Annotated in this window: 16 protein-coding genes; 9 read left to right on the top strand and 7 right to left on the bottom strand. The window is 68.3% G+C overall.

Annotated elements, in window-relative coordinates; all coding sequences use genetic code 11:
- Positions 1-69: 69 nt before the first annotated feature.
- On the bottom strand, positions 70-1,020 hold the full coding sequence (locus tag ACN9M4_RS12970; protein ID WP_426298495.1) for an Ig-like domain-containing protein: 951 nt from the start codon (positions 1,018-1,020) through the stop codon (positions 70-72).
- A gap of 217 nt (positions 1,021-1,237) precedes the next feature.
- On the opposite strand from ACN9M4_RS12970, the gene ACN9M4_RS12965 reads away from it, so the two are divergent.
- On the top strand, positions 1,238-1,894 hold the full coding sequence (locus tag ACN9M4_RS12965; protein WP_426298493.1) for an MBL fold metallo-hydrolase: 657 nt from the start codon (positions 1,238-1,240) through the stop codon (positions 1,892-1,894).
- 4 nt (positions 1,895-1,898) lie between these two features.
- Here ACN9M4_RS12965 and ACN9M4_RS12960 read toward each other — a convergent pair whose 3' ends face one another.
- Complete coding sequence (locus ACN9M4_RS12960) at positions 1,899-2,987, bottom strand: PLP-dependent cysteine synthase family protein (RefSeq protein ID WP_426298491.1); 1,089 nt, start codon at positions 2,985-2,987, stop codon at positions 1,899-1,901.
- A 69-nt stretch (positions 2,988-3,056) separates the two neighbouring features.
- On the opposite strand from ACN9M4_RS12960, the gene ACN9M4_RS12955 reads away from it, so the two are divergent.
- The 7 genes from ACN9M4_RS12955 (at position 3,057) to ACN9M4_RS12925 (ending at position 9,480) form a co-directional block, all read left to right on the top strand.
- Positions 3,057-3,911: a sulfurtransferase gene (locus ACN9M4_RS12955; RefSeq protein ID WP_426298489.1), complete on the top strand. Its 855-nt coding sequence runs from the start codon at positions 3,057-3,059 to the stop codon at positions 3,909-3,911.
- Complete coding sequence (locus tag ACN9M4_RS12950; protein WP_426298487.1) at positions 3,908-5,074, top strand: NAD(P)-dependent alcohol dehydrogenase; 1,167 nt, start codon at positions 3,908-3,910, stop codon at positions 5,072-5,074. Before ACN9M4_RS12955 ends, ACN9M4_RS12950 begins: the two co-directional genes overlap by 4 nt.
- Positions 5,071-5,499: an HIT family protein gene (locus ACN9M4_RS12945; RefSeq protein WP_426298485.1), complete on the top strand. Its 429-nt coding sequence runs from the start codon at positions 5,071-5,073 to the stop codon at positions 5,497-5,499. The genes ACN9M4_RS12950 and ACN9M4_RS12945 overlap by 4 nt, the downstream gene beginning before the upstream one ends.
- Before the next feature lie 224 nt (positions 5,500-5,723).
- On the top strand, positions 5,724-7,382 hold the full coding sequence (locus ACN9M4_RS12940; RefSeq protein ID WP_426298483.1) for a LuxR C-terminal-related transcriptional regulator: 1,659 nt from the start codon (positions 5,724-5,726) through the stop codon (positions 7,380-7,382).
- An 89-nt stretch (positions 7,383-7,471) separates the two neighbouring features.
- Positions 7,472-7,816 (top strand): hypothetical protein, encoded by a 345-nt coding sequence (locus tag ACN9M4_RS12935; protein ID WP_426298481.1) that lies wholly within the window; start codon positions 7,472-7,474, stop codon positions 7,814-7,816.
- A gap of 12 nt (positions 7,817-7,828) precedes the next feature.
- A complete protein-coding gene (locus ACN9M4_RS12930) occupies positions 7,829-8,971 on the top strand; it encodes a flavin-containing monooxygenase (protein ID WP_426298479.1) in 1,143 nt (380 codons plus the stop codon).
- Between the two features lie 41 nt (positions 8,972-9,012).
- Entirely contained in the window at positions 9,013-9,480 is a 468-nt protein-coding gene (locus tag ACN9M4_RS12925) for a methyltransferase family protein (RefSeq protein WP_426298477.1), read from the top strand.
- A gap of 18 nt (positions 9,481-9,498) precedes the next feature.
- On the opposite strand, the gene ACN9M4_RS12920 is transcribed toward ACN9M4_RS12925, so the two are convergent.
- The 4 genes from ACN9M4_RS12920 to ACN9M4_RS12905 all read right to left on the bottom strand — a co-directional run bounded on the left by ACN9M4_RS12920 (position 9,499) and on the right by ACN9M4_RS12905 (position 15,865).
- Positions 9,499-10,497 (bottom strand): beta-ketoacyl-ACP synthase III, encoded by a 999-nt coding sequence (locus ACN9M4_RS12920; RefSeq protein ID WP_426298475.1) that lies wholly within the window; start codon positions 10,495-10,497, stop codon positions 9,499-9,501.
- Between the two features lie 96 nt (positions 10,498-10,593).
- Entirely contained in the window at positions 10,594-14,637 is a 4,044-nt protein-coding gene (gene hrpA, locus ACN9M4_RS12915; RefSeq protein WP_426298473.1) for an ATP-dependent RNA helicase HrpA, read from the bottom strand.
- A gap of 14 nt (positions 14,638-14,651) precedes the next feature.
- Complete coding sequence (locus ACN9M4_RS12910) at positions 14,652-15,620, bottom strand: helix-turn-helix transcriptional regulator (protein ID WP_426298471.1); 969 nt, start codon at positions 15,618-15,620, stop codon at positions 14,652-14,654.
- A 74-nt stretch (positions 15,621-15,694) separates the two neighbouring features.
- Positions 15,695-15,865, bottom strand: a complete 171-nt coding sequence (locus ACN9M4_RS12905; protein ID WP_162943697.1) for a hypothetical protein — start codon at positions 15,863-15,865, stop codon at positions 15,695-15,697.
- An 81-nt stretch (positions 15,866-15,946) separates the two neighbouring features.
- Between ACN9M4_RS12905 and ACN9M4_RS12900 the strand changes: the two genes are divergently transcribed.
- Entirely contained in the window at positions 15,947-16,915 is a 969-nt protein-coding gene (locus tag ACN9M4_RS12900; RefSeq protein ID WP_426298469.1) for a GlxA family transcriptional regulator, read from the top strand.
- A 17-nt stretch (positions 16,916-16,932) separates the two neighbouring features.
- Here ACN9M4_RS12900 and ACN9M4_RS12895 read toward each other — a convergent pair whose 3' ends face one another.
- A complete protein-coding gene (locus ACN9M4_RS12895; protein WP_426298467.1) occupies positions 16,933-17,223 on the bottom strand; it encodes a protealysin inhibitor emfourin in 291 nt (96 codons plus the stop codon).
- Positions 17,224-17,232: the final 9 nt, after the last annotated feature.

The following is a 17,232-nucleotide window of genomic DNA, read 5'->3' as shown; positions in this document are numbered from 1 at the left end:
TTCGCTGTCGGCGTCGTGCAGACATCAAGATTACCAGCCGGGCCGCACGGCGTCGGCGGCCTGCCCGGCCTAGGGGAGCGGTACCGTGAGAGTCTGTCCCGGGAAGTTGATCGGCGCGTAGTGGCTGTCTCCGAGGTAATCGGCGCTGAAGGTGAAAGTCCGTGGCCACGTTGGCAACCAATAGTCGGCCGCGGCTTTGTTTCCGGAAACCGGCACGGGCAGGCCGAATTCGATGCCATCGGAATAGAACTGGACGTAGCCCGCAGGGTCCGGAGTGCCCGGCTGCTGCGGGGTAAGGGTCACTTCCATGTGCACGGTGTACGGCCCCGTCACGGCCGGGGTGTGCGTGCCGTCGATCGGCAGCGGATCCGCCGGCGCCAGGACCTGAAGTGATACCGGCTTGGATTCCGGTCCGGTATAACGGATCGCGGACTCGTGCCGGGCGGTCAGCTGATGGATTCCCGCCGGCAGGTAGCCCGCAGTCAGGGTGGCCCGCCAGCCGCGGGAGCCCGGAACGACGACTCCCTCACCGATGGACTTGCCGTCGGAGTAGAAGACGATGGGTCCGTCCGAGTAGCCAGTCAGCGCCTCCCCGTCATCGGTCGTGACCTGCGCGGTGAGCTCGACCGGTTCGCTCACAGTTATTGGTCCTTCCGTGCTGAGCTGAAGCGAGGTCTCCGTGCGGGGACCCGTCCACACCTCGTACGGGAAGGACTCCGTCGCCGCTTCGAAGTAGGCATCCCCCGAATAGCTCACCGTGTATTGCCGGGTGCCCGTGCCGACAGGAGTGACGTAGATGTGAACCTCGCCCTCATCGCCTGCCAGGGTCCGCGTTTGCGGTGCGGCTCCCGGCTCGTTCAGCTGCAGGGTGAGCGTTCCGCTCGGTCCCTTCGGGGCGTCCGGAGCAACCACAAAGGCGACGAGGACTTCGACTGGATTCCCCACGAAGGCCCAGGTCGGTTCGTCCAAACGGGCGCGGATTTCGACTGTGGACCGGGACTCCGGCATGAGCTCCTCCATGACAAATACTCTTGCGATGGAAGCCCCCCAGGAACTCCAACGGGCGCTTGCGAAGCACCCTGCGGCAGACGATACTCCCCCTTCGGAGCAACCGTAAGGCCCCGGTTCCGGTTCCGTGGCGGGATTCCGGTCCCGGGGCTGGTCATGGATCCGGCTGACCGCGTGACGAGCCGGTCGGGTCCTCGTTAGTAGGCCCGCCCGGGGATACTCTTGGGCCATGAAGCTGACGAAGTTCACGCATTCCTGTGTCCGGCTGCAGAAGGACGGGCAGGTGCTGGTGATCGATCCCGGGACCTTCTCGGAAGCAGAGGAGGCGCTGGCCGGTGCCCACGCCGTACTGATCACCCATGAACATCCGGACCATGTGGATGCCCCGGCCCTGCTCGAGGCGCTGCGCGGCAACCCGGGTCTCCAGGTCCATGCCCCGGCCCGCCTCGCGGCGGAGCTCGCCGGGAAGGCCGGCGACGACGGCGGCCGGGTACACGCCGTCGAACCCGGCACCTCCTTCGAAACGGGAGGCTTTGCCGTGCGCGCGTTCGGCGGCCAGCACGCCTTGATCCACCCGCTGATCCCGGTGGTGGCGAACATCGGCTACCTCGTGGAGGAGAATGTCTTCCACCCCGGGGACTCCTTCGTGGTCCCGGACGGCATCGAGGTGAAGACGCTCCTGGTGCCCTTGCACGCACCGTGGTCCAAGGTGGGCGAAGTGGTGGACTTCGTGGTGGCAGTGCGGGCGCCGCAGGCGTACCCGGTGCATGACGCGCTCCTGAACGAGCTGGGCCGCGGGCTGGTCGAGGGACATGTGGGCCGGATCGGCGGCAAGTACGGTACCAAGTACACCAGCCTGGCGGCGCGGGAGTCCGTGGAGGTCTAGCGCCCTAAGCCTCTTCGGGCCATGCCCCGGTATCGAAGAAGCGCGTCAGGACCGCTTCATACGGGCGCGGGTCCAGGCCCTTTTCGTCCAGCCACTCCTGCTTGTAGTAGCTGCCCGCGTAGCGCTCGCCGCCGTCGCACATCAGGGAAACGATGCTTCCGCGCTTCCCCTGCGCCACCATGTCCGCCACCAACTGCCACACACCCCACAGGTTGGTGCCGGTGGAGGGGCCGGCCTGCAGGCCGGCAAGGCTGCGGAGGTGCCGCATGGCCGCGACGGACGCGGCGTCCGGTACCGGGATCATGGTGTCGATGACGGCCGGCACGAAGCTGGGTTCCATCCGGGGACGGCCGATGCCTTCAATCCGGGACGGCATGCCCGTGCTGAACTCCGCGACGCCGTCGCGCCAGCCGGGATAGAACGCCGAGTTTTCGGGGTCGACGACGGCCAGCCGGGTCCCGTGGCAGTGGTACCGCAGGTAGCGGCCGATGGTGGCGCTGGTTCCGCCCGTGCCTGCGCCCACCACGATCCATTCCGGAACCGGGTGCTCTTCCAGGGCAAGCTGCCCGAAGATCGACTCTGCGATGTTGTTGTTGCCGCGCCAGTCGGTGGCCCGCTCCGCGTAGGTGAACTGGTCCATGTAGTGGCCGCCGGATGTCCGGGCGGCTTCCTGGGCTGCGGCGTAGACCTCCGACGCGTGGTCCACCAGCAGGCAGCTGCCGCCGAACTCCTCGATGAGCGCGATCTTCTCCGGGCTGGTGGTGCGAGTCATCACCGCGATGAAAGGCAGGCCGATGAGCCGGGCGAAGTACGCTTCCGAAACGGCGGTGCTGCCGCTGGAGGCCTCCACGATGGTGGTGTCCTCGTTGATCCATCCGTTCACCAGGCCGTACAGGAACAGCGAGCGCGCCAGGCGGTGCTTGAGGCTGCCCGAGCGGTGCGTGGACTCGTCCTTCAAGTACAGCTGGACGCCCCAGTGTTCGGGCAACGGGACCGAATAGAGATGGGTGTCCGCGGACCGGTTGTTCTCCGCCTCGATGCGCCGGATGGCTTCGCTGGCCCACCGCCTGTTTTGCTTCCCTGGAGTCTTCACCGACCCAGCCTACCGGCGCTGGTTATAAGCTGGAATCCGCCTGCTTGCCACGTGAACGAAGGAGATTCCATGGGTACGCTGATGGACGTTGCCACCCTCGAGGAACGGATGGATTCCGGCGGGCGCACGGTGCTGCTCGACGTCCGCTGGGTGCTCGGGGACCCGCATGGGCACGCCCACTACCTGGCGGGCCATATCCCAGGCGCCGTGTTCGTGGACCTGCACCATGAACTGGCCGACCCCTCGGTGGCAGGCGAGGGCCGCCACCCCCTGCCCGCTCCTGAAGCGTTGCAGCGCAGCGCCCGGGCCTGGGGCATCAACGACGGCGACACCGTGGTGGCGTACGACGACAATGGCAATACCGCCGCTGCCCGTGCCTGGTGGCTGCTCCGCGACGCCGGGCTTGAGTCGGTTTTCCTGCTCGACGGCGGACTGGCCGCCTGGCGCGCGGCCGGCCACCCCGTGGAAGAAGGAGAGCAGGCCTCGCCTCCCGGCGGTGTCACCCTCGGCCGCGGCGCGATGCCGAGCATCGACATGGCCGGTGCCGCCGTCTGGCATGAACAGGGCATCCTGCTCGATGCGCGGGCCGGTGAGCGCTACCGCGGCGAGATCGAACCCATCGACCCCCGGGCCGGCCACATCCCGGGTGCCGTCAGTGCGCCCACGGGGGAAAACCTGGCCGGGGACGGCCGCTTCCTGACCGTCGCAGAGCTGCGCTCCCGCTTCGCGGAGGCAGGAATCGACGGCGGCACCGCCGTCGCGGTCTACTGCGGTTCCGGCGTGACGGCAGCACACCAGATCGCCGCCTTGGAGATCGCCGGCTTCCCGGCGGCGCTCTATCCAGGCTCCTTCTCGCAGTGGTCTTCCGAGGAGGCGAACGAGGTCGCCGTCGGCGCCGCGCCCGGTGGTAGCGTCGGAGCATGACTCCCGGACGCCCCGTGCCCCCTCCGCTCGGCAAGCCCCTGACTGTTGCGGAACCCCCCACCGCTGCGGAATCCCCGGCACTGCGTGGCACCCTCACGGCGGCGATGGGGGCGACGTCTGCTGCGAGCGGCCTGCTTCCGCTGACCCTGGCGCGCCGGGTGCCCAAGGAAGACGACGTCGAAATCGACATTGAATTCTGCGGGCTGTGCCATTCCGACGTGCACGCCACCCGTGGTGAATGGGGCAGCCGGCCTTACCCGCTGGTGCCGGGGCACGAGATCGTGGGCAGGGTGCGCCGCACCGGAGCGGCAGTGGACGACTTCAGCGTCGGGGAACTCGTGGGCGTCGGCTGCCTGGTGGACTCCTGCCGTGAATGCGAAAGCTGCCTCGAAGGACTCGAGCAATACTGCGAGCGCGGCAACGTGGGCACCTACGGGGTGAAGGATCCGCGGAACGGCGATGCCATCACCCAGGGCGGCTATTCGGGCACCATCGTGGTGGACCGCCGCTTTGTCCTGCGGATTCCCGACGGAATGGACCCGGCGGCCACGGCTCCGCTGCTGTGCGCGGGAATCACCACCTATTCGCCGTTGCGCTATTTCGACGTCGAGCCCGGAGACGTCGTGGGCGTCGTCGGGCTGGGCGGGCTCGGCCACATGGCCGTGAAAATCGCCAAGGCGATGGGCGCGGAGGTGGTCCTCTTCACCAGTTCGGAAGGCAAGACGGCGGCCGCGGGCGAACTCGGCGCGGACCGTGTTGTCCTCTCCCGGGAGCCCGCTGCCATGGCAGCGGCCAAGGCGAGCATCGACGTCATCATCGACACCGTGGCCGCGCCCCATGACCTCAACCCGTACCTGCGTACCCTCCGCCTGGGCGGGGCTCTGTTCCAGCTCGGGCTGCCGCCGGGCGACATGCCGCCGGTCAGCCCCGGCCTGCTGATCCGGCGTCGGCTGGCCTACTCGGGTTCCCTGATCGGCGGGATCGCCGAAACCCAGGAGATGCTCGAATTCTGCGCCGAACACGGCGTCGCCAGCGACATCGAGATCGTCGGTGCCGCCGGGCTCAACGAAGCCTACGACCGCATGGTCGCCGGCGACGTGAAATACCGCTTCGTCCTCGACACCAAGACCCTGCACACCCCGTCCGAAAAGGCAGACGCATGAGCACCCTCTTCAGCAAGATCATCAACGGCGACATCCCGGGCCGCTTCGTCTGGAAGGACGAGGACGTCGTGTCGTTCCTGAGCATTGCACCCCTCGCCGACGGCCACGTCCTGGTGGTGCCGCGCCTCGAGGTGGACCGCTGGACCGACGCGCCGGCCGAAGTGCTTGGACGTGTGACCGCCGTGGCGCAGACCATCGGCAAGGCCCTGGTCGGCGAGTTCGGCTCGGCGCGGGCGGGCCTGCTGGTGGCCGGTTACGAAGTGCACCACTTGCACGTCCATGTCTGGCCGTCGAACTCGATGGCCGACTACGACTTCGGCTCCGCGGACCAGAACCCGGACCCGTCACAGCTTGAGGCCAACGCCGAGCGAATCCGCGCGGCACTGCGCGATGCCGGGCACGGGGAGTTCGTACCGGCCTCCTAGTCCCCACCGCCCCCTGGGCTCGCTGCGTCTCCATCAGCTCCCAAATCTCGCTTCGCTCGATTCGGGGCCCGCGCTGATGTGGGCCCCCGTCCAGGGAACCCTGGCGGCGTGGGCACAACCGCTTCCGAGGGCATTGTGGGCTGCCGGGCCCAGGCGTACCGTGTCGCATAGACAAGGACACAAGCCGCGCAGCAGCCGCGCGGCACCAGTGTGCCGGAGGGGTCATGGCAACGTCCAAAGCCGGCCTGGACCTGGGCCGCGCCGCCTACGACGATCACCGCTGGGGCGAGGCCTTCGGGCACTTCGGGGATGCCCATCGCGAAGGCGGGCTTCCTGCCGCCGACCTTGAACGCTTTGCCACCACTGCTTTCCTCACGGGCCACTCGCGCGTCGGGACCGATGCCCTGGCCCGCGCACACGAAGAGTACCTGCTCACGGGCGATGTCCCCGCGGCCGTGCGGTGCGCCGGCTGGCTTGGCATCCATCTCCTCAACACTGGCGAGGCGGCGGCCAGTTCGGGGTGGCTTGCACGGGGCACGCGGCTCCTCGAGGAAGTCGATGAGCCCGGCGCGGCCGAAGGGCTGCTCCTCATCCCGGCCGCCGTCGCGAAGCTTTATGGGGGAGACGCCGCCGAAGCCGCCGCCCTCTTCGGCAAGGCCTACGGAATCGGCACGGCTTCCCGCGACAGGGACGTCGCCTCCCTGGCACAGCTTGGCCAGGGGCAGGCGCAGGTCATGCTCGGCCATGCGGCGGCCGGGCTGGAACTGTTCGACGAGGTGATGGTGGCAGCCACCACCGGGGAAGTGTCTGCCATTCCGTGCGGCATCATCTATTGCGCCACCATCGGAACCTGCCAGGCGGTCTTCGACCTGCCCCGTGCGCTGGAGTGGACAATGGCGCTCGACCGCTGGTGCGAGGGCCAGCCGGAGCTGGTGCTTTTCAGCGGCCAATGCCATGCGCACCGTGCGGAACTGTATGCCCTGCGCGGTCTGTGGGACGAGGCCATGGCGGCGGCCGCGAAGGCACAGGAACGTTCCGCCCACGGGGATCCGCAGGCCAGGTTCGGGGGCTTCTACTACCAAGGCGAAGTACAGCGGCTCCGCGGCTTGTTCGAAGCCGCCTCCACGTCATACCGTGCGGCTGCGGACTCCGGTTTCGATCCCCAGCCGGGAATGGCGCTCCTGCACCTCGCGCTGGGTGAGGTGCAGCTGGCCCGCCGCCAGATCAACGACGCCGTGGCTGCCGCCGACGCCACCTGGCGGAGCCGCCTGCTCTGCGGCCTCGTCGAGATCGAGCTTGCGGCCGGTGACTTCGCCGCGGCCCGCAGCGCGGCGGACGATTTGGGTCGTTTCGCCTCCGGATATCCGGCGCCGATGCCGCGTGCCCTGGCCGCCCAGGCGGATGGAGCGGTGCTCCTCGAAGAAGGCGAAGCGGCTGCAGCCCTGAAGCCCTTGCGGACTGCGTGGACCTTGTGGCGGACCCTGGAGATTCCCTATGAGGCCGCCCGTTGCCGGATGCTGGTGGCCAAAGCGCGCCGCCGGCTTGGCGACGAAGAGACAGCTCTCATGGATTTCGAAGCCGCCCGCAAGGAACTGGAGGAGCTTGGTGCCCGGCCGGCCATGGCCACGGTTGATGCTTTGATCGGGGCCAATTTGCTTGGGGGGCCCGCCGCATCGGCCGCAGTGCCCGGCCCCCTGACCGGGCGGGAAGTGGAAGTCCTCCGGCTGGTGGCGGCCGGCAAGAGCAACCGGGCGGTCGCCGTCGAACTCTTCCTGAGTGAAAAGACCGTGGCACGGCACCTGAGCAACATCTTCGCAAAGCTGGAGGTGACATCCCGGGTGGCGGCAAGCCGGTATGCGTATGAGCATGGGTTGATGGCGTGATGCCTGCACCGAATTACCCATCCGTGTCCGGCGCAAGATGCATCATCCTTCCGATGCGAGGCAGCACCCCGCGGCAATAGCGTCGAAGCATGAACCTTCCCATGGTCGCCGGAACCGTCTCGACGGTCCTCTTCACTGTGAGCATGCTGCCGATGCTGGTGAAGGCGGCACGCACCAAGGACCTTGCCTCGTACAGCCTGGGCAACCTGCTCCTGGGCAACCTAGCGAACGCGGTCCATTCGTTCTATGTGTTCAGCCTGCCCGCGGGGCCGATCTGGCTGCTCCACGTGTCCTATGTCCTGGCGTCCGCCCTGATGCTTGCCTGGTGCCTGCGCTACCGCCACGCGCCCGGCGGTCCCGCGCACGATGCCGGGATACACGATGCAGGGGCAAGGGAAGGTCTGCGCCCGACCGAAGAGTTACTTGGAGCATAAGGAGGCTTCACCATGAATACCAGGCAGAATCCGTCCGACGGTGTCCTGGACACCATCATCGTCGGCGGCGGGCAGGCCGGGCTTGCCCTGGGTTACTTCCTCTCCCGCCAAGGACACGATTTCGCCATTCTCGATGCCGGGCAACGGGTAGGCGATGCCTGGCGCCGGCGCTGGGATTCCCTGCGCCTGTTCACCCCCGCTAAGTACAACGGCCTTCCGGGAATGCCGTTCCCTGGCGACCGCCTCGCGTTTCCGGGCAAGGACGAGGTGGCCGACTATCTCGAAGGCTACGCCGCGCATTTCGGCCTGCCGGTCCGGCTTGGCGTGAAGGTGGAGCACCTGTGGCAGGAAGGCGGCCACTTTGTCGCGGAAGGGGGCGGACGGAGCTGGAAGGCGAGGAACGTGGTGGTGGCCACGGGGCCTTGCGTTGCCCCGAAGGTTCCCGGCTTTGCCGCACAGTTGGATGACTCCGTGTTCCAGCTGCATTCCAGCCTGTACAGGAATCCCGCGCAGCTCCGGCCTGGCCCCGTGCTGGTGGTGGGCGTGGGCAATTCCGGGGCGGAGATCGCCCTGGAGCTGAGCTACAGCCACCACACCCTCCTGGCGGGAAAACCGACCGCGGAGCTGCCGGGCAAGCATGGACGGGCTGCTGCGCGGTTCTTCCTGCCGCTCGTCCGGTTCGCCGGACTCCACATCCTCACGCTCGGTACGCCGATCGGCCGCAAGGCGGCACCTGGCTTCCTCGGCCACGGCACCCCGTTGATCCGCACCAAGCTCAAGGACCTCGCGGCTGCCGGCGTCGAACGCGTCGCCCGGATCGCGGGGGTGCGCGACGGCAAAGCGGTGGCCGAGGACGGCCGCGTCCTCGACGTCGCAAACGTCATCTGGTGCACGGGCTACAAGGATGATTTCGGCTGGCTGGAAACCGACGCCCTTGGCGCGGACGGCCGGCCGCGGCAGCACCGCGGAGTGGCGCGGGACACCGAAGGCCTGTTCTTCCTGGGCCAGGAATTCCTATACTCGGCGACGTCGGCCACCTTGCCCGGGCTCGCCCGTGACGCAGGGTACCTGGCCCGCCAGATTCCGCGCCGTGGTGCTGACGGTTCTGTCGCGCATGCGGCGCTCCGGCCGCAGAAAGCCCGGGAACGGGCCTGATGGGGCAGCGGCTGATGGGCGCGAGGGCGGCCTTAGGGAACGTGCCCCTGCCCCCAGGCCAGGTGGTGGGGCTTGCCGCGGACGTCCTCCTCGCCCGGTTGCGGCCCGCTCCGCTCCCGGGACCGCGCGCGTCCGGCCGTGCCGCCGGCGCGGTCTTGCTTGTCGCCGGCTGCGCGATCAACCTCCGCTCGCTGACGGAACGCCGGGAACGCGAGAGCGGGGCGTTCGAGCTGGAACATCCGCGGCGGCTGGTGGTGACCGGGCCCTACGCCGTCAGCCGCAATCCGATGTACGCCGGCTGGTGGTTGATGCACCTCGGCATCGGGCTGCTCCAAGGCTCGGTGTGGTCACTGTTCACCACGCCGGCTGCCGCCCTGGCCGAGCACAGGGGAGTGCTGGCCGAGGAACGGGAGCTGTCGGACCTGTTCGGCGCGGATTTCGCCGCCTACGCCGAGCGGGTGCCGCGCTACTTTTCCCTGCGGCGGCTGCCGCGGAAGACCCGGCCGTGAATCAGCACCGGCCGTGAATCAGCCGCGTTTCGGGGTCATGGCCACCATGCCGGCGTAGGTGAAACCGCCGCCGAAGCCGAAAAGCAGGGCCGGCGCGTCGGCCGGGATACGGCCGGCGTGCCACCACTTGCTAAGGCCGAGCGGGACGCTCGCGGCTGAGGTGTTGCCGGACTCGATCACGTCGGTCACCACCACCTTGTCGCTGAGCCCCAGGCCCTGGGCGAGGGGCTCGATGATGCGCAGGTTCGCCTGGTGGGCCACCAACACCTCGATGTCCCCCAGCGTGAGCCCGGCCCGCTCCACGGCCTCGCGGGCGTGGCCGACGGCGTCGAGCAGGCCCCAGCGCAGCACTTCCCGGCCGTTCTGCGAGAACTTGCCATCCGGGGGACCGATCCGCACCGAATCTGCCATGTCCGTGCGGGATCCCCACACCACCGGACCGATCCGGGGCCCAGCGGAGGGGCCCACGACGGCGGCGCCCGCCCCGTCCGCGACGAGCACGGCGGTGCTTCGGTCCGTCCAGTCGGTGACAGTGGAGAGCGTTTCGGCGCCGACGACGATCGCGTGGCTGGCGGAGCCGGCGCGGATGGCCTGGTCGGCGATGCCGAGGGCGTACTCGAAGCCCGAGCAGGCTGTGTTGATCTCGATGACGCCCGGGCCGCGGTGGTCCGCTCCGAGGCTGAGTGCCTGCGCGACCCGGCCGGCCGTATTGGGGGAACGCTCCTGCGAAGTGGTCGTGGCGACGACCACCAGGTCGATCTGCGACGCTGCCAGCCCCGAGTCGGAGAGCGCCATGCCTGCCGCGTCCGTTGCCAGGGTGGCGACGGTTTCGCCTTCGCCGGCAATGTGCCGCGTGACGATCCCGGTGCGCTGGCGGATCCATTCGTCGTTGGTGTCCAGGATCGTCTCGAGCTCGAAGTTGTCCATCACCCGTACGGGCTGGGCGTGTCCGAGGCCGAGGATCTGGGTTCCGGCGGGTCCACTGGGAAGATGCAGGGCGGGAAGGGGCAGGGTCATCCTGGTCCTTTCAGATGGGGGCAGCCCGCAGTTGGGGTGTGGCGGGGCGGTCGGGAAAATCGATGCGGTCGGGAAAGTCGGGGCGGTACCTGCGGCCTAGGCCGGGGCGAGTGCCTGGTTCAGTGCCGTGCGGATGCGCTTCTCGGAGACGGAGTAGGCTGTGCCGAGTTCGACGGCGAAGAGGCTCACGCGGAGCTCTTCGATCATCCAGCGCACCCGGGTTAATTCGCTTCCGGCCCGGCCGCCCGGCCGGAGGGCCGCGACGGCGTCGTCGTAGTCGTCTTCCAGTGCCTGGACGGCGGCCATGTTCAGGCCGTCCCGCTGCACGTTGTTCGGCAGCTTCTCCAGGCGCTTCTCGATGGCCGCCAGGTAACGCGGCAGCTGGCTGAGCTGGGCGTAGCCCGTCTGTGCTACAAAACCGGGGAAGACGAGCTGTTCCAGCTGGCTCTTGATGTCATTGAGGGCGCTGATCAGGCTCAGGCTGGTGCTGCCCTTGAGCTGCTTTTCGATGCGGCGGCTGCTGGCGAGGATGCGCTCGACGACGGCGGTCACCGTGAACACGGTGTCGATCAGTTCCGCGCGCACGGCTTCGTACAGGGTGTCGAAGGACTTCCTGTCCCACGGCAGCTCCGCGGGAGTCAGTTTGTCGATCGCGGCGAGGGCGCAGTCGGCGATCAGGGCGCTGACGGAGCCGTGCGGGTTCTGGCTGAAGGTCAGCTTCTCCGTGTTGTTCAGGTGCTCCAGGACGTAGCGGTCCGGCGGCGGGACGCGTAGGGCGAGCAGGCGGATGACGCCGCCGCGCATGGCCGATTCCTGCTCGGCGCGGGTCTGGAAGACCCGCAGGGCCACGCTCTTGCCTTCGTCCACCAGTGCCGGGAAACCGGTCACCTGGTGGCCGTTCACCAGCCGGCTGATCTGCCGTTCAACGGTGCCGACGCTCCATTCGGTGAGCCCGGCTTGTTCGGCAAATGCGGCCGGGGCGCCGCCGGCCTGTGCGCCAGCGGCGTTGCCGTTCCCGGATGCCGCGCTGGCGGCCGGGCCGCCCGGCAAGCCGGCCCCGGCTGCCTTACTACCGCCCGCCTGGCCTCCGGTCGCCTTCTTGCCGGAGGGGGCCGTCGTCGCGGGGGTGGCGCCGAGGGATTCGGCGATGGCGCGGCGCGTGGCCGGGGCAAGCTCCTGCTGCAGGGCCGCGAGGTCCTTGCCTTCGCCGAGGACCTTGCCGCGGCTGTCCACTACCTTGAAACTGACCCGCAGGTGCGCCGGGACGGCGCCCCAATTCCAGGAGCCGGGCGGGATGATGTGTCCGCGCAGGCGGCGCAGCACGAGTTCGAGGGAGGGTTCGAGTTCGTCGCTGGCGGGATCGAAGTCTGCTTCCAGGGCGGCGGCGGCCTGGCGGGCGACATCCGGGGCCGGCACGAAGTTCTTGCGGACCTGTTTGGGCAGGGACTTGATCAGGGCGGTCAGCAGTTCGACGCGCTGGCCCGGGATCTGCCAGCGGAACGCGGCGTCGTCGAGCTGGTTGAGGAACAGTACGGGCACCTCGGCGGTGACGCCGTCGGAAGGATTGGGCGGGGAGCCCGGGGCGACGGGATGGAACTCGTAGCTGAGCGGCAGCTCGAAGCCCTTGTGCAGCCACGTTTTCGGGTACGCCGAATCGTCCAGCTCGGCGGCGTCCTCACTTATCAGCAGCGACTGGTCGAAGTCCAGGAGTGCCGGGTCCTGTTGCCGGGCGTCCTTCCACCATTTGTCGAAATGCCGCTCGGACACCACGTCCTTGCCGATCCGGGCGTCGTAGAACTCGAAAAGCGTGTTGTCGTCCACCAGGATGTCGCGCCGGCGCATCCGGGTTTCGAGTTCCTCGATCTCATGCAGGAGCGCACGATTGCGGTGGAAGAACTTGTGCTGGGTCCGCCATTCTCCTTCCACCAGGGCATGGCGGATGAAGAGTTCGCGCGAAAGCTCCGGATCGATGCGCCCGTAGTTGACCCGCCGGTTGGGGATGACGGGCACGCCGTACAGGGTCACCTTCTCGTGCGCCATCACCGAGCCGCTGCGGCTGGACCAGTGCGGCTCACTGTAGGAGCGTTTCACCAAGTCCGGGGCCACCTGCTCCACCCAGAGCGGATCGAACTTCGCTGCCACCCTGGCCCACAGCCGGCTGGTTTCGACCAGTTCGGCGGCCATCACGAACGCGGGGGACTTCTTGAACAGGGCCGAACCGGGGAAGATCGCGAAGCGGCTGCCGCGGGCACCGGCGTACTCCCGCTTGCGCTCGTCCAGCAGGCCGATGTGGCTCAGCAGCCCGGAGAGCAGGCTGATGTGGATGCCTTCGTGCAGGCCCACGGGATCGGCCTCGCGCTTGTTGTCGATCGTGATTCCCAGCGGCTTGGCCAGCTGCCGCAGCTGCTGGAACAGGTCCTGCCATTCGCGCACGCGCAGGTAGTTGATGAACTCGTTGCGGCACAGCCGGCGGAACTGGGTGGAGGACAGCTCGCGCTGCTGCTCCTGGATGTAGTTCCACAGGTTCAGGTAGCCGGTGAAGTCAGAGTTTTCGTCCCGGAAACGTGCATGCTTCTCGGCGGCCAGTTGCTGCTTGTCCGTGGGGCGCTCGCGCGGATCCTGGATGGTGAGCGCTGCGGCCAGGATCATGACTTCCTTGACACAGCCGCGCTTGCCGGCCTCCACGATCATCCGGCCGAGGCGCGGGTCCACCGGTAGCTGGGCGAGCTTATGCCCGACGGCGGTCAGCCCGCCCTGCTGCTCCCCTGCGCCTTGCTCCCGCGAGCCTTGCTGCCCGCGTCCGCCCTGCCCGCGGCCGCCTGCCGACGGGGCACGGAGGGCGCCGAGCTCGCGGAGGAGGGTCACGCCGTCGTTGATTGCCCGCGACTCCGGCGGCTCGACGAAGGGGAAGGCCTCGATGTCCTTGGGACCGCGTGCCACGCCCATCGCGGTCATCTGCAGGATGACGGCGGCCAGGTTGGTACGCAGGATTTCGGGGTCGGTGAACTGCGGGCGGGACTCGAAGTCCTCTTCCGAGTACAGCCGGATGGCGATGCCTTCGGAGACGCGGCCGCAGCGGCCGGAGCGCTGGCTGGCAGAGGCCTGCGAGACCCGTTCGATCGGCAGCCGCTGGACCTTGGTGCGGTGCGAGTAGCGGGAGATGCGGGCCGTTCCGGTGTCGACGACGTACTTGATGCCGGGCACGGTGAGCGAGGTCTCGGCGACGTTGGTGGCCAGCACGATCCGCCGCTTGCCGCCGGGGTTGAAGACCCGGTGCTGCTCCTGCAGGCTGAGCCGTGCGTACAGGGGGAGCACCTCGGTGCCGGTAAGGCGCCGGTTCGCCTGGATCCGGCCGTTCAGGGCCTCTGCGGCGTCGCGGATTTCGCGCTCGCCGGAGAAGAAAATGAGGATGTCGCCGGGGGCCTCCTGGGCGAGCTCGTCGACGGCGTCGCACACCGCGTCCAGTGGGTCCCGGTCTTCCTCGAGTTCGTCGTCGGGGGTTTCGTCGCCCTCCGCCGGACCGCCGGCCGGCTGGGAGAGCGGCCGGTAGCGGATCTCCACGGGGTACGTGCGGCCGGACACCTCGATGATCGGCGCCGGGGCGTCGTCGCTGCCGAAATGCCGGGCGAAGCGTTCGGGGTCGATCGTGGCCGAGGTGATGATGATCTTCAGGTCCGGGCGCTGCGGCAGGATGCGCTTGAGGTAGCCGAGGATGAAGTCGATGTTGAGGCTGCGCTCGTGGGCCTCGTCGATGATGATGGTGCTGTATTTGCGCAGCAGCTTGTCCCGCTGGATCTCCGCCAGCAGGATGCCGTCCGTCATGAGCTTGATCCGGGTGTTCCTGCCGGTCTCGCCGGTGAACCTGACCTGGAAGCCCACCTCCTGGCCAATCTCCACACCGAGCTCGAAGGCGATGCGCTCCGCCACCGTGCGTGCGGCAAGGCGACGGGGCTGGGTGTGCCCGATCAGTCCCTTGTCGCCGAGCCCCAGCTCAAGGCACATTTTCGGAATCTGGGTGGTCTTGCCCGAACCCGTCTCGCCCGCGATGATCGTGACCTGGTTCGCGGCGATGGCCGCCATAATGTCCTCGCGGCGTTCGGAGACCGGCAGCTCTGCGGGGTAGGAGATATGAAGTGTCATGGCTGGAAGCCAGTCTACTGTGGCGCCGGGTCCCCCGCCGAGCGCGCCAGCCGGCCGGCCAGCAATACGGCGTACTCCTTGAATTCCGGTGGCGAGAGGATTTCGAACTCCATGCCCAGGGCTGCAAGGTGCGCGGCGGGCTGAGCCAGGCTGTCCCAGCCGGCATGCAGCAGCGTGGCGGACCCGCCGTCGTCGGTCAGGGTCGCCAGCTGCGGGCCGACGACGGCGGCCACCTCGCCGATCGGGGCGAACAGGCGCACGACGACGTCATAGCGGTAGGGCGAACGGGTCACCGACTGCTGGACGTAGGCGGCGAGGTCCTCCGCCGGGAGCGGCCGGGGCAGGAATTTCTTGGTGGCGGCCGGCAGCGAGGCGATGCGGTCCGCGCGGAAGGTGCGCCAGTCTTCGCGCTCGAGGTCCCACGCCACGAGGTACCAGCGGCGGCCCGTGTCCACCAAGCGGTACGGCTCGGCGGTGCGGCGGTCCACCGTGCCGTCCGGCTTGGCGTAGTCGAAACGGATCAGCCGGCGGTCCGCGATGGCAGAGGACACCACCGTGAGCTGGTGCGGATCCACCGCGGCCGCGTTGCTGGGCAGTGTAGTGACGGCGGCTTTGAGGGTGGCGAAGCGCGGGCGAAGCCTGGCAGGCAGCACCTGTTCAAGCTTGGCGAGGGCCCGCACGGAGGCTTCGCCGATTCCGGCAACTGGTCCGGCGGCCACCGAATTCAGTCCGAGGGCGACCGCCAGGGCCTCGTTGTCGTCGAGCAAAAGCGGGGGCAGCTGGGCGCCGGCTCCCAGCTGGTAACCGCCCGCAATTCCGGGCGAGGCGTGGATGGGGTATCCGAGGGTGCGGAGTTTGTCGATGTCCCGGCGCACGGTGCGTTCCGTGACGCCCATGCGCTCGGCCAGGGCCGGGCCGGTCCATTCCCGCCGCAGCTGCAGCAAGGACAGCAACTGCAGCAGCCGGGCGGAGCTTTGGATCATGGACCAAAGCTTAGTCCCGCGGCTCCCCGCCTTCGTGCCTCAGGCGGGGCCCCGGCGGAGTTGCGGCCGGCTGATCAGAGCAGGCGCATGGTCCAGTAAGCGCTGCTGGGGAGGTCGAGGGCGCGCCAGTCGCGTTCGGAGCGGACCGGCGGGATGTGGCCCCGGCCGTCGCGGAGGACTGCCGAGATGGTGGCTGCGATAGCCAGCAGGACGATGATGACGATGAAGGCTACGAGGATTTCCATGCCTCCATCGTCTGCCTGGCCAGCTCCAAGAAACAGTGGCAGAAATGACGCATTTAGCAAAATTTCTGCCACACTGGAGATATGTTGAAATCAGTGGCTGTCATCGTTGTTCCGGGCTTTTCGATCTTCGAGTTCGGGACCGCCTTTGAGATTTTCGGCATTGACCGTTCCGGGCGGGAGGGCGGCGTACCGAAGTTCGATTTCCGTGTCTGCACCCCGCAACCCGGTGACGTCCCCATGAAGTCCGGCTTGTCGATGCATGTGGGCCTGGACCTGTCGGCCGCCTCCGATGCGGACCTGGTCATCATGGCGCCCTACGGTCGCGACCTGGACGTTCCGGTGGAAGTCCTGGAAACCCTCCGGGCCGCGCATGACCGGGGCGCCTGGGTGCTGTCCATCTGCTCCGGCGCCTATGCGCTTGCCCGGGCCGGATTGCTGGACGGGCGCCGCTGCACCACCCATTGGCACTATTCGCAGGACCTGGCGGGCCGCTATCCCAAGGCCCGGGTGGATGAAAACGTCCTCTATGTGCAGGACGGCACCATCATCACCAGCGCGGGCACGGCCTCCGGCATCGACGCCTGCCTGCATTTGGTCCGCGTGGAGCTGGGTGCGAAGGTGGCGGCCGCCATCGCCCGGGACATGGTGGTGGCACCGCACCGCGACGGCGGGCAGGCCCAGTACATCGACAGGCCGATGCCGAGTTGCGGCTCGGCACCGATGGAAGCCCTGCTGCGCTGGATGGTGGAGAACCTGGACCAGGAGCACAGTGTCGCCGAGTTGGCTGAGCGGCTGCACATGTCGCCAAGGACCTTCGCCCGCCGCTTCCGGGCCGAAACCGGGGCAACACCGGCGGCTTGGCTCAACTCACAGCGCGTGCTGCGGGCCCAGGAGTTGCTGGAAAGCAGCGACCTGAACATCGACGAGGTGGCGAGGGAAGCAGGATTCGGCCACTCGGTGCTGATGCGGCACCATTTCGCCAAGGTCCTGGACACCAGCCCACAGTCCTACCGCCGGGCCTTCCGGGGTCAACTTGCCGAAGTGGGGTAGCTCAGGGGTGGGGTGGCTCAGCGCGACCCACGGCTTTCGGAACCCTCCGCCTTGGCGGATTCCACCAATTCTTCCCAGGGGCCGGTGACTTCCCGGTCCGGCAGGGTGGCGCGGTGCTGCCCGGCGCGGATCGAGTACATGAAACGGTCCGGTTCATTGGCGTTGCGCGACAGAGCCTTGGCCTCTTCCCATGGGCAGGCCTCCACGAGCGGCATCCAACGCTCCTTGTCGTCCGCGGAGACGGCATTGACGCTCCAGACACGCGTCAGTGCGGCGATGCCCCCGCTGCGACGGACAGTGATTTTCATGCCTCACCG

The organism is Arthrobacter sp. R-11 (assembly GCF_049913155.1).
In the GTDB taxonomy this organism is placed as follows: Bacteria; Actinomycetota; Actinomycetes; order Actinomycetales; family Micrococcaceae; genus Arthrobacter.
Note: the sequence above shows the minus strand (reverse complement) of the source record. Positions and strands in the feature narration are given on the sequence as shown.

What these genes read in the sequence shown, in the direction of transcription:
- ACN9M4_RS12970 (WP_426298495.1), bottom strand. Translation starts at nt 1,020, where the DNA reads ATGGAGGAGCTCATGCCGGAGTCCCGGTCCACAGTCGAAATCCGCGCC.
- ACN9M4_RS12965 (WP_426298493.1), top strand. Translation starts at nt 1,238, where the DNA reads ATGAAGCTGACGAAGTTCACGCATTCCTGTGTCCGGCTGCAGAAGGAC.
- ACN9M4_RS12955 (WP_426298489.1), top strand. Translation starts at nt 3,057, where the DNA reads ATGGGTACGCTGATGGACGTTGCCACCCTCGAGGAACGGATGGATTCC.
- ACN9M4_RS12950 (WP_426298487.1), top strand. Translation starts at nt 3,908, where the DNA reads ATGACTCCCGGACGCCCCGTGCCCCCTCCGCTCGGCAAGCCCCTGACT.
- ACN9M4_RS12945 (WP_426298485.1), top strand. Translation starts at nt 5,071, where the DNA reads ATGAGCACCCTCTTCAGCAAGATCATCAACGGCGACATCCCGGGCCGC.
- ACN9M4_RS12940 (WP_426298483.1), top strand. Translation starts at nt 5,724, where the DNA reads ATGGCAACGTCCAAAGCCGGCCTGGACCTGGGCCGCGCCGCCTACGAC.
- ACN9M4_RS12935 (WP_426298481.1), top strand. Translation starts at nt 7,472, where the DNA reads ATGAACCTTCCCATGGTCGCCGGAACCGTCTCGACGGTCCTCTTCACT.
- ACN9M4_RS12930 (WP_426298479.1), top strand. Translation starts at nt 7,829, where the DNA reads ATGAATACCAGGCAGAATCCGTCCGACGGTGTCCTGGACACCATCATC.
- ACN9M4_RS12920 (WP_426298475.1), bottom strand. Translation starts at nt 10,497, where the DNA reads ATGACCCTGCCCCTTCCCGCCCTGCATCTTCCCAGTGGACCCGCCGGA.
- hrpA (WP_426298473.1), bottom strand. Translation starts at nt 14,637, where the DNA reads ATGACACTTCATATCTCCTACCCCGCAGAGCTGCCGGTCTCCGAACGC.
- ACN9M4_RS12910 (WP_426298471.1), bottom strand. Translation starts at nt 15,620, where the DNA reads ATGATCCAAAGCTCCGCCCGGCTGCTGCAGTTGCTGTCCTTGCTGCAG.
- ACN9M4_RS12905 (WP_162943697.1), bottom strand. Translation starts at nt 15,865, where the DNA reads ATGGAAATCCTCGTAGCCTTCATCGTCATCATCGTCCTGCTGGCTATC.
- ACN9M4_RS12900 (WP_426298469.1), top strand. Translation starts at nt 15,947, where the DNA reads ATGTTGAAATCAGTGGCTGTCATCGTTGTTCCGGGCTTTTCGATCTTC.
- ACN9M4_RS12895 (WP_426298467.1), bottom strand. Translation starts at nt 17,223, where the DNA reads ATGAAAATCACTGTCCGTCGCAGCGGGGGCATCGCCGCACTGACGCGT.